This window comes from Allokutzneria oryzae, assembly GCF_042429765.1.
Classification (GTDB): domain Bacteria; phylum Actinomycetota; class Actinomycetes; order Mycobacteriales; family Pseudonocardiaceae; genus Allokutzneria; species Allokutzneria oryzae.
Genome location: NZ_JBHLZU010000007.1, coordinates 65,275 through 80,342 on the forward strand (window position 1 = coordinate 65,275; position 15,068 = coordinate 80,342).

At 69.9% G+C, this 15,068-nt stretch carries 12 protein-coding genes; 7 read left to right on the forward strand and 5 right to left on the reverse strand.

Annotation, left to right across the window (positions count from 1 at the left end; all coding sequences use genetic code 11):
• The first annotated feature begins 21 nt into the window (after window positions 1-21).
• Window positions 22-585 carry a DUF4142 domain-containing protein gene (locus ACFFQA_RS08915; protein ID WP_377851220.1) on the forward strand — a complete coding sequence of 188 codons (564 nt, stop codon included), beginning with the start codon at window positions 22-24 and terminating at the stop codon, window positions 583-585.
• 146 nt (window positions 586-731) lie between these two features.
• On the opposite strand, the gene ACFFQA_RS08920 is transcribed toward ACFFQA_RS08915, so the two are convergent.
• From ACFFQA_RS08920 to ACFFQA_RS08930, 3 genes are all read right to left on the reverse strand, one after another.
• Complete coding sequence (locus ACFFQA_RS08920; RefSeq protein WP_377851221.1) at window positions 732-2,480, reverse strand: ThiF family adenylyltransferase; 1,749 nt, start codon at window positions 2,478-2,480, stop codon at window positions 732-734.
• A 710-nt stretch (window positions 2,481-3,190) separates the two neighbouring features.
• Window positions 3,191-3,370, reverse strand: coding sequence for a hypothetical protein (locus ACFFQA_RS08925; RefSeq protein WP_377851222.1), 180 nt, complete (start codon window positions 3,368-3,370; stop codon window positions 3,191-3,193).
• A 319-nt stretch (window positions 3,371-3,689) separates the two neighbouring features.
• A complete protein-coding gene (locus tag ACFFQA_RS08930; RefSeq protein ID WP_377851223.1) occupies window positions 3,690-4,058 on the reverse strand; it encodes a hypothetical protein in 369 nt (122 codons plus the stop codon).
• Window positions 4,059-4,611: 553 nt separating this feature from the next.
• Between ACFFQA_RS08930 and ACFFQA_RS08935 the strand changes: the two genes are divergently transcribed.
• Genes ACFFQA_RS08935 through ACFFQA_RS08960 form a run of 6 tightly spaced genes read left to right on the forward strand, consistent with a single transcriptional unit; the run spans window position 4,612 to window position 11,066 of the window.
• The gene (locus ACFFQA_RS08935; protein WP_377851224.1) at window positions 4,612-6,210 is read left to right on the forward strand and encodes a circularly permuted type 2 ATP-grasp protein; all 1,599 of its coding nucleotides are present in this window, start codon (window positions 4,612-4,614) and stop codon (window positions 6,208-6,210) included.
• 18 nt (window positions 6,211-6,228) lie between these two features.
• The gene (locus ACFFQA_RS08940; RefSeq protein ID WP_377851225.1) at window positions 6,229-7,188 is read left to right on the forward strand and encodes an alpha-E domain-containing protein; all 960 of its coding nucleotides are present in this window, start codon (window positions 6,229-6,231) and stop codon (window positions 7,186-7,188) included.
• Complete coding sequence (locus ACFFQA_RS08945; RefSeq protein WP_377851226.1) at window positions 7,185-8,027, forward strand: transglutaminase family protein; 843 nt, start codon at window positions 7,185-7,187, stop codon at window positions 8,025-8,027. The genes ACFFQA_RS08940 and ACFFQA_RS08945 overlap by 4 nt, the downstream gene beginning before the upstream one ends.
• 53 nt (window positions 8,028-8,080) lie before the next feature.
• Window positions 8,081-9,259, forward strand: coding sequence for an acyl-CoA dehydrogenase family protein (locus tag ACFFQA_RS08950; RefSeq protein WP_377851342.1), 1,179 nt, complete (start codon window positions 8,081-8,083; stop codon window positions 9,257-9,259).
• The gene (locus ACFFQA_RS08955) at window positions 9,256-10,377 is read left to right on the forward strand and encodes an acyl-CoA dehydrogenase family protein (RefSeq protein ID WP_377851227.1); all 1,122 of its coding nucleotides are present in this window, start codon (window positions 9,256-9,258) and stop codon (window positions 10,375-10,377) included. Before ACFFQA_RS08950 ends, ACFFQA_RS08955 begins: the two co-directional genes overlap by 4 nt.
• A 20-nt stretch (window positions 10,378-10,397) precedes the next feature.
• Window positions 10,398-11,066 (forward strand): GOLPH3/VPS74 family protein, encoded by a 669-nt coding sequence (locus tag ACFFQA_RS08960; protein ID WP_377851228.1) that lies wholly within the window; start codon window positions 10,398-10,400, stop codon window positions 11,064-11,066.
• 151 nt (window positions 11,067-11,217) lie between these two features.
• On the opposite strand, the gene ACFFQA_RS08965 is transcribed toward ACFFQA_RS08960, so the two are convergent.
• Both ACFFQA_RS08965 and ACFFQA_RS08970 read right to left on the reverse strand, forming a co-directional pair.
• Entirely contained in the window at window positions 11,218-14,337 is a 3,120-nt protein-coding gene (locus ACFFQA_RS08965) for an amidohydrolase family protein (protein WP_377851229.1), read from the reverse strand.
• Window positions 14,338-14,459: 122 nt separating this feature from the next.
• Window positions 14,460-14,939 carry a CAP domain-containing protein gene (locus ACFFQA_RS08970; protein WP_377851230.1) on the reverse strand — a complete coding sequence of 160 codons (480 nt, stop codon included), beginning with the start codon at window positions 14,937-14,939 and terminating at the stop codon, window positions 14,460-14,462.
• Window positions 14,940-15,068: the final 129 nt, after the last annotated feature.

Consider the following 15,068-nt stretch of genomic DNA (forward strand, 5'->3'; position numbering starts at 1 on the left):
CCAACCAGGACAAGGAAAATCATGAAGTCATTGCGCCTTCTGGTGACGGCCGGTCTTGCCGGCGCTCTCGCACTGGGCGGGACCGCCGCCCATGCGGCGACCGCACCCAAGGCCGACCCCATCACCTCGACCGTGGCCCAGCTCCTGGCCGCCTCACCGGTCGACCGGCTCTTCCTGGGGAGGTCGCACCAGGGCAACCTCTTCGAGGTCTCCAGCGGCGGCATGGCGACTTCCAAGGGAAGTTGCCCCACCGTGCGGCTCCTCGGCGCGCGCCTGGAGACCGAGCACAAGCTGCTGGACTCGAAGCTGCTCCCGGTCGCGTCGCGGGAGCGGGTGGAGCTGCCCGACCGTCCGGACACGCCGGAACAGCGGACGCTCAGGCTCCTGTCGGCCAGGTCGGGGGTCCACTTCGACCGCGTCTGGATTCCCGCGCAGATCGCTTTCCACGAGAAGGAGCTGGCACTCATCAACCAGGCGCTCCAGAGCGGGACGCGCGAGGTGCAGGACCTCGCGCGGGCGGCCCTGCCCACGGCCACGAAGCACCTGGAGCTGGCGAAGACCGCGCAGCGGGAGTGCACGGGGTGACCCGAGTCGCCTGACGAACGCACACCGGTGGGGACGAGGCGGCGCATCGCCTCGTCCCCACCGAGCCGACCAGCCCGGTTCGCTCGACCGTGTGGAGGACGCGGGGGTGAGTTCTTCGGGATCGGCCACCACGACGGGCAGCGGGGTCACACCGCGCTCCCGGCGGTGTTGCGCTCGGGCCGGAGTTGCAGGTCCAAGTCCGTGTAGAAGCGACCCGACGCGCAGGGCTCGCCGAGCAGGATGCGCCGTGCCGCCTCGCCGGTGAGCGCACCGCCCAGGGCCACTCCCGACGCCAGCTGCGGCCAGCTGCTCAACGTGCGGCCGATCTCGGCGAAGGACGCGGCGAGCTCCTGGCTGATCCGGGTCTCGTCGACCATGGCCAGGAGCAGGGCGACCTTCTCCTCGTAGCTCAGGTCGAGCAGGTCAACCGACTTCACGTCGCCGAGCCGACCGTGCAGCAGCGGCCGGTCCGGTTCGTGGTCGAACCGCTCGATGTCGAGCATGCCCCGGTCGTTGCAGTCCATCACCACCGGAACGCCCAGTTCCCGCGCGCGCTCCCGCGCCGCGATCTTGGCCCACGGCGTGTCGCACTCCTCGACCAGGAGGTCGATCGGCCCGTTGCCACCGGTGAAGAACTCCACGATCTCGTGCTCTGTCAGGCCCTCCCGGTAGATCTCGATGTCCAGGTACGGGTCGATCTCGAACATCTGGCGAGCGGAGATCACCGCCTTGTTCACTCCGAGGTGGTGCACGCCGGCGCGCAGCCGGTTGAGGTTCGACAGGCTGAAGTCGTCGAAGTCGGCGAGCTTGTACGCGCCGCCGATGCCCTCCAGCGCGAACGTGACGGCGGCGCTGTTGCCCACGGACAAGCCGATGATCCCGATGCGCTTGCCCAGCAGCCGGCGCTGCTCCGGGCGCTCGATCTTGCCGCGGTTGCGGTCGGTGCGCACCAGGCGGAACTCCTCGCGCGGCAACACGTGGACCAGCCGCTGCGACCACGGGTACCACGCCCAGGTGCCGTACTCCCACGCGGCGAGACCGGCCAACTGCTCCTGTTTCCCGCGCTGGATCTCGTCAGGGTCCACACAGGACGGATCACGGCTGCGGACCAGCTCGGTGAGCTGGTCGTCGATGGTGTCGTGGACCTCGCGCACCTCGCCGGAGGCCAGCAGGGCGCTCAACGCGCCCACATCGGAGGCGTGGCCGGGATCGAACAGCACCGGCCGCCACACGTCCCGATCGGCGCCCCGGTCGTTGAGCCCCACCGGCGCGGGCAGACCCGACGACGTCCTGGGCAGCAGTCGCGAAGGGCCCGCGGCCGCGATGGCCGGGAACTCCTCTCGAATCCGCGCGACCAGGTCGGTGCATTCCCCCGCACCGTCGGCGACACGCTGGACCATGACCACCACGTCCTCGGTGTACTGCTCCACGTACCCGCGAGTGTCGGGAACAGCGCGGAACCCGAACCGCTCGTGGAAGTGGTCCTGGCCGTCCTTGGTGCCCGACACCCCGATCATCGCCTTCGCACCGAGGTGGTGGGCCGCCGCGACCGCCAGCGCGTTCAGGTACAGGCCCAACCCCAGCTTGCGGGCCCGGTGTTCGACGACGAGCCTGCTGTGCTCGAACGCGTCCGCGACCGCGATGCCCGCTGACCGCAGCACCTGCTCGAACCGCTCCGAACCCAGGTAGACGCGGGAATGGAACAGATCGGTGCTCTCCGGCGTGCAGAGCCGGACGTATCCCAGCGGCGGCCCATCCGGTTCCCGGCGCGCGATGAAGTGCCACGCGCCGAGATCGAGGCCCTGGTCATCGTCGTCGCCGTAAGTGCCGTCCGGTCGCGCGAAACCCGGTCGGCGACCGTGGTCGAAAAGAATCCGCGCCCGTAACTCGCGCATCGCGTCGAGCAAAGCCGGGTCGCCCTCTCGGCCTGGAGGCACGTGAAACGCCGCGACGTGCCAGCGTCCGATATCCACCACGGATCACCCCTCCACAGGTACAGGCTTATGCCGGAAAGAAAAGCGCGATGGGCCGCGACAAACCGGTCATATGACGAGGAAGATCCGTACCTTGCGGCAATCACAAAGCGAACCGGACCGGGCCGAAGGGTAGCAGCGCATCCTCCGCGCTCCGAAAGAACCAAGAAACCGGGTGAGCTTTCACCCGAAAAGCCGAGGTCCGCGAGGAAATGTCGCGTTAAAGCTGTAAGAGTCGGCTAGCGAGTCTCCTCAGCGACCAGGGCTTCGGAGTACGTCGAGAGCCGGTCGGCGTTGACAGGGTCCACGGCTTAGTCGGCCACCCCGCCGAGGTCGCCGGTGGCACGGTCGACGAAGTGCCGGCCACCGGCGTGGCGTTGCAAGGCTGGTCGTGATCGCGCCGGGCCTGGGGGGAGCTGGCGGCGATCCCGTCGTTGGCCCAGCGGCGGGTGGCCTCCACGGCGAACAGCACGTTCGCGGTCTTGGACTGCCCCGGTTCAGGTGATCTCCAGTGAGTCACGAGCCGAAGCCGTCGGCCGCGCAGCCTCGACGACGGACCGCGGGTCTGCCGGTCGACTACCGGCAGACCCGCGAGTGTCGGTGGATCTCGGGTGATGACGCGATCGAAGATCCTAGCCAGGATGAGCGAAGTAGATCGTCTTTGTACAGAACGTGGACGTGTTTTCGAGATCCGTGATGCTGACGTAGATGGCGATGCGCAGACCGTTCACGGTGGCCGACGTGTTGAGCGGATGATCCCGGTCGAAGCGGATATCTTTGTCTTCGGTCTCATCATCGTCGTCGAATGCCACGAAAGCACGCCCCGCGCGCCCCCGAAGTCAACTCCGACGACTCGGACGAGCCACGCGTTCACGGGCTGCCCTGTTTTCGCATACGCCTGGATGCGCTCGCCGCAGTCAGCCGGCGGCTCCTGCGCCGGTGGCGTCATCGCCGAGATCAGTGGCCGCGGAGCGGCGTTGACCGCAGGCGAGGCCAGGGCAGCGACCAACGCCAAGAGTGACGTGGTGAGCATACTTTTGACTTTGAACATACTTCCCCCTCATGACTTGCGACGAGTAGGGTTCACCGCCGCGCGATCGGAAATTCCCCCCGAACCAGTCACCGGCGACGCTACGACGCGTCGGTGCGCTCATCCCGCCGTTTACTTCGCGCAGACACGATTGAGTGAAACTCTTGCGCTTTGCTCGCAGCACGCACGAGATGGTGCTGGCACTCATGCAGCACTTCGATCGCCCGCGTGACAACTTCCTCGTCGTCACCGTGCCGGACAACGCAATCTTCCGCGGGTATGCCCTCTTCTTTGGCGGCGATGAGCTTCGCCAGTTCATTACCGAGGAAGCAGTGCTTGACTAGCTCCCCGGCATAGGATCTGACAGCTCGAAGTGACGCTTGATCAGACTCGGCTGCTTCGAGCGCATCAATCAGGGCCTTGTAGACCGAACGAAGCTGGGAAGCACCCTCGCGCTCATCATTGTTCATGAGTTCTCATCTCCGCCCCGACTGGACGATACGGCATCGCATTCTCACTCATTGACAGGACCGTCAGTGTAGGGGCGACGAAAACGAGCTGCTCGCCGTCGTAATGGTCCGCCACGCTCCGGCAGGGAACACCTGGGCGGCCTTCGGTGGTACGTACTGCGCACCCGGCCGCCCAGATCGGCACATCGGTGGCGGTGACCGATGTGCGGACGCCGTCCAGGCGGCGAGGCTGTCTGCGTCCTCACCGATTGAGGACGGCAGTCGCCGAGGTCGTCCCTTCATTGTCCATTGTGCGAATGCCGAGCGGGAGTGTCCGGTCGGGGCACTCGAACAACGAACGCTCCACTTGCCCCCGACAAGGTGTCTTCCCAGGTGACGAATGCCAGCGCGAACACGCCGGTCGCTCCCCTGCCGCTCAGGTCTGGCCGCTCTCCGGGCCGGTAGCGCCAGCTCAGCGGGATGACGATCAACCGTTCGGGGGTGTCGGGGCGGAAACCTGGCATTAACAATCAGCTAACTCGCGGCGCCGCCCAGCTCAGACAGGATGTGGACCATGAACCGAGCTGTGCGTTCCCCTGTCACCACGAGCGCGCTGTTCGACGGCTACCTCAATCCGACGCGGCCGCACGCGGGTGCCTACGACGAGATGTTCGCCGCCGACTTCGGCATCCGTCCCGCGTACCGCACGCTCTACGAGTCGATCGCGCCGACGGAGATCGCAGATCTCGGCGCGCGGTCCGACGCGCTGGGGCGGGCGTTCGTGGACCAGGGCATCACGTTCTCCCTGTCCGGTCAGGAGCGGCCGTTCCCGCTGGACCTGATCCCCCGCGTGATCACCGCTTCGGAGTGGTCGAAGCTCGAACGCGGCATCGTGCAACGGGTTCGTGCGCTGGAGGCGTTCCTCGCCGACATCTACGGCGACGCGCAGATCCTGCGGGACGGGGTGCTGCCGCGCCGGTTGATCGCCTCGTGCGAGCACTTCCACCGCGAGGCGTTCGGGATCTCCCCGCCGAACGGGGTGCGGCTGCACGTCTCGGGCATCGACCTCGTCCGCGACGAGCAGGGCACGTTCCGGGTGCTGGAGGACAACGTTCGCTGCCCGTCGGGGGTGTCGTACGTGATGGAGAACCGGCGCACGATGGCGCGGGTGTTCCCGGACCTCTTCGCGCGCCACCGGGTTCGCCCCGTCTCGGACTACGCGGTGCACCTGCTGAGAGCCCTGCGCGCGTCGGCGGCTCCCAACGCGGCCGATCCGACCGTCGTGGTGCTCACGCCGGGGGTGCACAACTCCGCGTACTTCGAGCACTCGCTCCTGGCCAGGCAGATGGGCGTCGAGCTCGTCGAGGGGCGGGACCTGTTCTGCCGCGACAACGTCGTCTACCTGCGCACCACCGAGGGCGAGCGGCAGATCGACGTGATCTACCGGCGGTTGGACGACGACTTCCTCGACCCGGTGCACTTCCGGCCTGACTCCGTGCTCGGCGTCGCCGGGCTGATCAACGCCGCGCGCTCGGGCAACGTGGTGATCGCCAACGCGGTGGGCAACGGCGTCGCGGACGACAAGCTCGTCTACACCTACGTGCCGGAGATCGTGCAGTACTACCTCAACGAGAAACCGTTGCTGCCCAACGTCGACACCTACAGGTGCTGGCTGGCCGACGAACGCGCGCACGTGCTCGACCACCTCGACGAGCTGGTGACCAAACCGGTCGAGGGTTCCGGCGGCTACGGGATCGTCTTCGGCCCCAACGCTTCCCGCTCCGAGCTGGCCGCGATGCGCAGGCGCATCCGCGAGAACCCGCGCGGCTGGATCGCCCAACCCGTGGTGCAACTGTCCACTGTGCCCACCAAGGTCGGCGAGCGCCTCGCGCCGCGGCACGTGGACCTGCGGCCGTTCGCGGTCAACGACGGCGAGAGCGTCTTCGTGCTGCCCGGCGGTCTCACGCGGGTGGCGCTGCCCGAGGGCAGCCTCGTCGTGAACTCCTCGCAGGGCGGCGGCTCGAAGGACACCTGGGTGCTGGCGTCGCGGTCCTCGACCGCCGAGCGCGAGCTGGGTGACCCCGGCCTGGTCAGCTCGGCGGCGGTGGACGGGCGCGCCGCCGAACAGGGCCCGGAACTGACCGTCTCGCAACAACAACAGCAGCAACAGTGATGGGGAGAGGAGGACGCCGTGCTGGCCCGCAACGCGGAATCGCTGTACTGGATCGGCCGCTACGTCGAACGCGCCGATGACACCGCCCGCATCCTCGACGTCTCGGTGCACCAGTTGCTGGAGGACGCCACCGTCGACCCGGACGCGACGAGCAGGCAGCTGCTCGGCGTCCTGGGCATCACCCCGCCGGAGAACCTGGCGCTGGACGCGTGGTCGCTGACCGAGCTCGTCGCCTACTCCCCCGAGCAGATCGGGTCGATCACCGCGTCGCTGACCAGCGCGCGGGAGAACACCCGGGGCGCGCGCGAGGTGGTCTCCACCGAGATGTGGGAGTGCCTCAACGCAACCTGGAACGCGATCGGCGAGCGTCAGCGCTACTCGCGGCGGGTCGGGCCGCACGCGTTCTTCTCCTTCATCGAGGAGCGGGCGGCGATGTTCGCGGGGCTGGCCGACTCCACGATGAGCCGCGACGACGGCTGGCGGTTCCTGGTCCTGGGGCGCTCGGTCGAGCGGGTGGACATGGTGGTGCGGCTGTTGCTGTCTCGGGTCGGCGACAAGCTGTCCTCGCCGGGGTGGGTGACGGTGTTGCGCTCTGCCGGGGCGCAGGACACGTACCTGCGGACCTACCGAGGCGCGATCGACGCGGGCCGGGTGGTGCAGTTCCTGCTGCTGGACCGGCTCTTCCCGCGGTCGGTGTTCCACGCGTTGCGGCAGGCCGAGGCGTGCCTCGAACAGCTGGACCAGCGGCCGAGCGTGCGGATCGGGGCGAAGGCCGAGGCGCTGCGGCTGCTCGGGCGGGCGCGCAGCGACCTGGAGTTCCTGCGGCCGACCGACCTGCTGGAGGACCTGCCGAGCCGGTTGGGCGCGTTGCAGGACATGATCCACGAGGTCGGCGAGGCGGTGTCGTTGCAGTACTTCCACTCCGCGCCGTGGGTGGCGTGGAACAACACCGAGACCGACCTGGAGGTGGGGTCGTGAGCTGGCGGGTCAGGATCGTGCACAGCACCGGCTACCGCTACTCCTCGCCAGTGGTGCAGTCCTTCAACGAGGTGCGGATGACCCCGCGCGGTGACCGGCGGCAGGAGGTGGTGGTCAACCGCGTGGAGACCACTCCGGCGACGCGCGCCTACCGCTACACCGACTACTGGCGCAACGCGGTGACCTCCTTCGACCTGCACGCCCCGCACACGGAGCTGAAGATCATCGGCTCCTCGGTGGTGGAGACGGCGTCGGCGAGCGAGCCGGTCACCACCGCGACGTGGGGCCGGCTGCGCGCCGAGGACGTGGTGGACCGCTACACCGAGTTCCTGGAGCCGACCCGAACGGTGCCGAGGAACCGTGAGCTCGCGGCGGTCGGGCGGGAGCTCAAGCGCCGGGTGGGCCCGGCCGAGGCGGTGCTCGGCGTGGCGAACTGGGTGCACGAGCACCTGACCTACCAGCAGGGGCGCACCAGTGTGCACAGCTCCGCGGTGGACGCCTGGCAGGCGAAGGAGGGCGTGTGCCAGGACTACGCGCACCTGAGCCTGTTGCTGCTGCGCTCGATGGGGATTCCGGCGCGCTACGTCTCCGGGTACCTGCACACCAACCCCGACGGCGAGGTCCGCGAGACGGTCAAGGGCGAGAGCCACGCGTGGATCGAGGCGTGGACCGGGGGCTGGTGGGGCTACGACCCGACCAACGCGATCCCGGTGGGACAGCGCCACATCTGGGTGGCGCTCGGCCGGGACTACTCCGACGTCGCGCCGGTGAAGGGCATTTTCTCGGGTGGTGCGGCGTCGGCGCTGGAGGTGGATGTGGAGATCACCCGTCTGGCGTGACTACGGTGAGATCGGCTCATCGACGAGAAGGCGGGTGGCGTGTGAGTTCGGTTCTGGACGCGGAGGAGGTGCGCGGCCGGGTCCGGGACCTGCTCGCCGCGCACGATCCGCTGGACACGGAGCGCGTGGCGTTCCTGCGCGCCCGCTTCGACGCGGGCCTGGCGTGGGTGCACTTCCCGGCAGGGCTCGGCGGGCTGGACGCGCCGAGGTCGCTCCAGCCGGTCGTCGACGCGGAGCTGGCCGCGGCCGGGGCGCCGGACAACGACCCGAGGCGCATCGGCATCGGCCTTGGCATGGCCGCGCCGACCGTGCTGGCCTACGGCACCGACGAGCAGAAGCGGCGCTTCCTCCGTCCTTTGTGGACTGGTGAGGAGGTGTGGTGCCAGCTCTTCAGCGAGCCGGGAGCGGGCTCGGACCTGGCCGCGCTGGGCACGCGCGCGGTGCGCGACGGCGACGACTGGGTGGTGACCGGCCAGAAGGTGTGGACCTCCAGCGCGCACACCGCCCGCTGGGCCATCCTGATCGCCCGCACCGACCCGGACGTGCCCAAGCACAAGGGCATCACCTACTTCGTCTGCGACATGACCGCGCCCGGGGTCGAGGTGCGGCCGCTGCGCCAGATCACCGGTGAGGCGGAGTTCAACGAGGTGTTCCTGACCGAGGTCCGCATCCCGGACGCGCACCGGCTCGGCCCGGTCGGCGCGGGCTGGCAGGTCGCGCGGACCACGCTGATGAACGAGCGGGTGGCGATCGGCGGCACCTCCGTCCCGCGTGAGGGCGGCATGATCGGCATCGTCGCCGACACCTGGCGCGAGCGCCCCGAGCTGCGCACCCCGGAGCTGCACTCGCGGCTGGTGAAGCTGTGGGCGCGGGCCGAGGCGCTGCGGCTGGCCGGGGTCCGGCTGCGGCAGCAGCTCGCGGCGGGCGACCCGGGTCCGGAGGGTTCGGGGATGAAGCTGGCCTTCGCCAGGCTCGCCCAGGACCTCAGCGGCTTCGAGGTGGAGCTGCTGCGCGAGGAGGGGCTGCGCTACGACGACTGGACGTTGCGCCGCCCGGAGAAGGTGGACTTCAACGGCCGTGGCGCCGGGTACCGGTACCTGCGCGCGAAGGGCAACTCGATCGAGGGCGGCACCTCGGAGATCCTGCGCAACATCATCGCCGAACGCGTGCTCGGGCTGCCGACCGAGCCGAGGACCGACTCCGAGCGCGCATGGAAGGACCTGCCCCGATGAGCAACCCCGACCTGCTCTACTCCGAGGTGGAACAGGACCTGCGCGCCAGCGTCCGCGCGGTGCTGACCGACCACTGCCCGCCCTCGGCGGTGCTGGCCCGCCTGGAGTCCGACGAGCCCTGCGACCTGGGCGTGTGGCGGACGCTGGCCGCCGAGCTGGGCGTTGCGGGCCTGCACGTGCCCGAGGACCGGGGCGGCCACGGCGCGTCGGTGCGGGAGACGGCTGTGGTGCTGGAGGAGCTGGGCCGGTCCGTGGCACCGGTGCCGTTCCTGGGCAGCACGGTGCTGGCGACCACCGCGTTGCTGGCCTGCGACTCCGACCTGGTCGGCGACCTGGCGGCGGGTACCACAACAGCGGCGCTCGCGATCCCGTTGACCACCGCGCCCGGTTCCGCTTGTCCCACAACGGTCTCCGTCGGCGAGGACGGCCTGCTCAGCGGGCGCGTGACCTCGGTTGTCGACGCGCGGGCCGCGGAGTTCTTCGTGGTTCCTGCCACCGGTCCGGCGTTGTACGCGGTGCGCGCGGACGCGCCGGGCGTCACGGTGGCTGAGGTGGTCTCCCTGGACATGACGCGCCGCATCGCCGACGTGTCTTTGGCATCCACCCCAGGTGTTCTGCTCGCTTCGGGTGATCGCGCCGAGGCCGCCGTGCGCGAGGCGGTGCGGGTGGGCGCGGGGCTGCTGGCGTCCGAGCAGGTCGGCATCGCGGAGTGGTGCCTGGAGGAGACGGTCCGCTACGTCAAGGAGCGCCACCAGTTCGGCCGCCCGGTCGGCTCGTTCCAGGCGGTCAAGCACCGGCTGGCCGACCTGTGGCTGGAGCTGGTGTGCGCGCGGGCGACCGCTCGCTACGCCGCCGACGCGCTGGCCTGCGGGTCACCGGACGCCGACGTGGCGGTCGCGCTGGCCCAGTCGGAATGCGCGGAGCTGGCGGTGCGCGCGGCGGAGGAGGCGATCCAGCTGCACGGCGGGATCGGCATGACCTGGGAGCACCCCGCGCACCTCGCGCTCAAGCGGGCCAAGATCGACCAGCTCGCCTTCGGAACGGGTGGCGAACACCGGATGACACTGGGCCACATGGTCCATCTTCCGATGGACATACCGTCGCTGGCGCAAACGTGAGCCGTGGTTCAATGCGCGTCATGACCTCCAGGACCCTCCCCGAGGAACTGTTCCTGCTCGCCGTCGACGACGAGGACGGCAAGCTGCACTCGGGAGACGCAGTCGTGCTCGGACTGGGCGGCGCCGAGCTCACCGAGCTGGCCCTCGCGGACCGCATTGCCTTTGAAGACAAGAAGATCGTGGTCACCGACGCCAAGCCCGTCGGCGACGCGGCGCTGGACTCGGCCCTGGCCGGCCTGGTGGAGAAGGGCGAGCCCGTCAAGCCCTCCTCGTGGCTGAACAAGGCCAAGAAGCACACCCGCGACACCTACGCGGACCGCCTCGCCAACGCCGGTGTGATCGAGGAGGCGAGCAAGAAGGTGCTCGGCCTCATCCCGGTGCACCGCTTCCCCATCAAGGACGCGGCCGCGAAGTCGGAGGTCAAGGCGCGCCTGGACAAGGTCGTCCTCGGCGGCGCCGACGGCGACGACCGCACGGCGGCGCTGGGCGCGCTGGTGCACGCCTGCGGCCTGAGCCGTCGCCTCTACCCGGGCGGCGAGGGCTCCGGCGCCCGCGCCCGCCTCAAGGAGCTGGCCTCCGAGGACATCGCGGCCAAGGGCGTCTCCCAGGCCCTCGCGGCGATCAACGCGGCGGTCACGGCCACGGTCGTGGCCGCGGTCGTCTCCAGCCAGGCCGCCAGCGGCCAGTAACACCCGCACGCCCCCGGCGCCCCGGCTGCCTCCGGCAGCCGGGGCGCCGTCGCGCTTTTTCGGCCATTCGCGGGCTTATGGACCTCTTCGCGCGCTGCGAAGCGTCCATAAGCCCGCGAATGGCCTTTGGCGTCTGCCTAGGAGGCGTGGGCTAGGGGTGGCCGCAGCAGACTTGCTGGGCCCATTCGGGGGTGTGCCACCACTGGGTGGAGTGTGCGTGCGTGGTGGGGGCCAGGCGGACTGTGGCGGCGGGGGCCATGCGGGAGGCCGCCGGGGTGAAGGGCTTCATCAGCTCCTCCACCGTGCGCAGGACTCCCCCGACCATGACCTGCCGGACCGCCGCGGCCGCCTTGATGTCGGCGAGCGGGTCGCCGTCCACAAAGGACAGGTCGGCCATGGCGCCCCTGGCGACGACGCCGAGCTTGTCGGCGTGGCCCAGCCAGCGGGCGGTGTTGGCCGTCGCGGTGGTCAGCGCCTCGTGCGGGGTGAAGCCGTACTTCACCATCGCGCGGAGGTTGGTGTGCAAGGAGATCGCCGGGTTGTCCAGTGGCGCGTCGGTGCCCGCGATGACCAGTCCGCCGCCGCGGTGGATGCGCAGCACCATGTCCACATTGGACTTCAGGATCGCCATCATCGCCTCGGCGGCCGGGAGCTTGGCGTCGTCGGCCTTCTTCACCAGCCGCTCGTACTCCCATGACGGGTAGAGCGCCTTGGTGCGCCGGTCCTCCACCAGTGACCGGTCCTCGCCGTAGAGCGCCGCGGAGTTGAACAGCGTCGGCGTGATCGACATGCCGGAGCGGATGAACAGGGTGACCGCGTCGGCGTAGGCACGCCCGAGGCGGGAGACGGTGTGCGAGTAGCCGAGGCGGTTGGTCGCCCCGGTGTGCTCCATGCCGTCCATGCCGATGTGCTCGGCCGGATAGAGGTAGTGCGAGGACAGCGGCATCCCGGCTCGGTGCGCGGCGTCGATGACCCGCTTCTGGTACTCCACCGGCAGGCGCACGTAGGTCTTGATCATATCGTAGTGCAGCTCCCGCGCGCGCTCCAGCTCCAGGTCCAGCTGCGCGAGCGACCGCGTCGGCCGCATGAAGTTGTAGTAGACGCGGGAGCCGTCGATGGCCTCGCCGGTGGCGAAGAACCTCGGCCCGACCTGGGCGCCCGCGTCGAGTGCCTCGCGGGTCTCGGCCATCTGGTAGACGGGGTCGCCCGGCGAGCGGGTGCTGGTGATGCCGTAGGCCAGCCACGTCCGCCCCTGCCGGTCGCCCCATTGCCGCCCGCGCAGGTGCCAGTGGTTGTGCGAGTCGATCAGTCCGGGCATGACGGTCAGCTTCGACGCGTCCACTGTGGCCCGTCCGGGGCGCGCGGGCTGGACGCCCTCGATGCGGTTGCCGTCCACGACGATGTCGACGTTGCGGCGCAGCTGCCGGGCCCGGCCGTCCCACAGGGCGCCCGCGCGGATGACCGCCTTCTCGTTGACCTCGTAGCGCTTCCACGACAGGTCGACCGGGATCGTCAACGCCCGGCCGCCGTTGATCGACTGGCTGCGCAGGCGGCCGTTGTTCAGGTACAGCAAGGTGTCCGAGCCGATCCACGCCAGCGAGTCGGTGACCTCGCGGGTGACCTGGCGTGGTTTTCCGGTGAACTTGCCGCGCGCGTCAACCGGGACGACCCACGCGGTGGACTCCACGACGAACGCCAGGTGCTTGCCGTCCGGGGACCACACCGGTCCGTCGTCGCCGCGCGCGGCGATGGAGGCGAAGGGCATCGGCTCGGTGTAGGTCAGCGAGCCGCTGGCGAGATCGACTGTGAGGATCTGGCTGGTGCCCTCGCGGAAGCGCTTGGAGAACGGCTTCACCGCGGCGAGCGCGATCGTGTTGCCGTCCGGGGACCAGGTGATCCGGCCGGGCATGAACAGCGTCGGCGTGACCTGCTTCGGGGTGCCTCCGGCCGTGTCGACGATCCACGCGGCACCGTCGTGGTCCTGGTAGGCGATGCGCTTGCCGTCCGGGGAGAAGCGCGGCGTGAGCTGCGCACCGGACAGGCCGGTGAGGCGGCGCTCCTTGCCGGAGTCGAGGTCGCGGACCCACAGGTCGGCGTCACCGGCACGGTCGGAGACGTAGACCAGGGACTTGCCGTCGGGGGCGAAGTCGGGGTCGGAGTTGAAGTAGCCGTCGGCCACCAGCCGCTTCGGCCGCTTGTCGCCGATGGTCAGCAGCCACAACGCGTTCAGCGCGCGGAAGGCGACCTGCTTGCCGTCCGCGGAGACGACGGGCGAGGCGATTCCCTGCACGGCGTGGGTGCGGCGGTCGGTCAGGTCGCGGACCGTCTGGCGGTAGTTGCGGCGCGCGGTCACCGGGACGGCCGCCGTGAAGGCGATGTCGGCCGCCGCCCCACCGATCGTGCGGCGGCGCAGGTGACCGTCGGCGGTGTAGAGCAACTCCTTGGCGGAGAGCCAGGTGGCGGCGAACCCGAAGACGTCCTCGCCGGAGGTGATCGCCTTGTCCCCCACCACCAGTTCGGCGACCGCTCCGGTGAGCCGCGTGTACGACAGGGTCTTGCCGTCCGGCGCGAACGCCGGGCCGTAGAGCTTCGCGCCGCCGGTGGCGGTGACCGCTCTGGTGACCTTGCCGGAGGCGACGTCCAGCACGTCGATCGCGGCATCGTCCACTGTGTACGCCACGCGGGCGCCGTCCGGGGACCACGCGGGCGCGGCTTCCTCGGCTGCGGTGTCGGTGAGCTGGGTGATCTTGGAGCTGGCCACGTCGAACAGGAAAACGCCGTAGCTGCCGGTGTTCCCCCGGTCGGAGGTGAACACGATCGACCGGCCGTCCGGGGAGAACCGGGGTTCGCGGTGGTCGTTGGGGCCCTTGGTCAACTGGGTCAGCCCGGAGCCGTCCGGCCGGACTGTCCACAAGTGGTAGTTACCGTCCCGATAGGACTGGAACACCACGCGCGAGCCGTCCGGGGCGACGTGCGGCAGGCTCGCGTCGCCGAGGTCATCGGTCAGCCGCCGCGCCGCGCCACCACCGGAGGAGACCGTCCAGATCGCGGTGACCAGGTCGAAGGCGATCAGCTTGCCGTCGGCGGAGGCCGATGCGCTGATGTTGGTTCCCTCGGTGAGCTCGACCCGCGGCGCGCCGTGGCCCTCGGCGCTGTCCACCTCAGCGGGGGCCGCGGAGGCCGCCGCAGCGGTGGTGCTCGACAGCGCCGCCGCTGCCGCCACGACCCCGCTGCTGCGCAACAGGTCACGGCGGGACAGGTCGAAGCTCATGGTGCCTCCCGGGAATGACTGGCGTGGTCCGGTTGTGCCGCGCCAGCTTTACACGAGCCCCGGGACGACACATCGCCGCGCCGGTGCGCGCCCATTCGGCGCACTCCGGCGCGGCGAACGGCTCACCTGCTGGTGCCGAAGTTCTGCGTCCAGTACGTCGTGTACCGGGTGCCGGTCTTGGACGTGTAGCCGACGCCCAGCTCCCGCAGCTCGCAGTTGAGGATGTTGCGGCGGTGCCCGGGGCTGTTCATCCAGCCGCGCACGACCTCCTCGGGACCGCGGTAGCCGGCGGCGATGTTCTCCGCCCACATGCGGCTCTGGTACCCGGCGCGGGCGATGCGGTCACCCGGGCCGCTGCCGTCCTTGCCGGTGTGGCTGAAGTAGTTCTGCGCGGCCATGTCGTCGCTGTGGCCCTGCGCCGACGCGGTCAGCCGCGGGTTGGCCGTCAGCGCCGGGCAGCCGGCCGCGGCGCGGTGGCCGTTGGTGAGGTCGAGGATCTGCTGCGCCTCGCCGCCGGGATCGGCCTGCGCGAGGCCGGGGGCGAGCGCGGTGGCGAGCAGGGCGCCGAGAACCAGCGCGGCAGAGCGGGAACGAAGGGTCATTCACATGCCTTCCGCCATATGGAGCACTCAGGGGCGCCCATGATCCCGTTCACCCTTTAGTGTCACCACCCCCGAACGGACTAGGCCATTCGCGGGCTTATGGACGCTTCGCGACGCGCGAACAGGTCC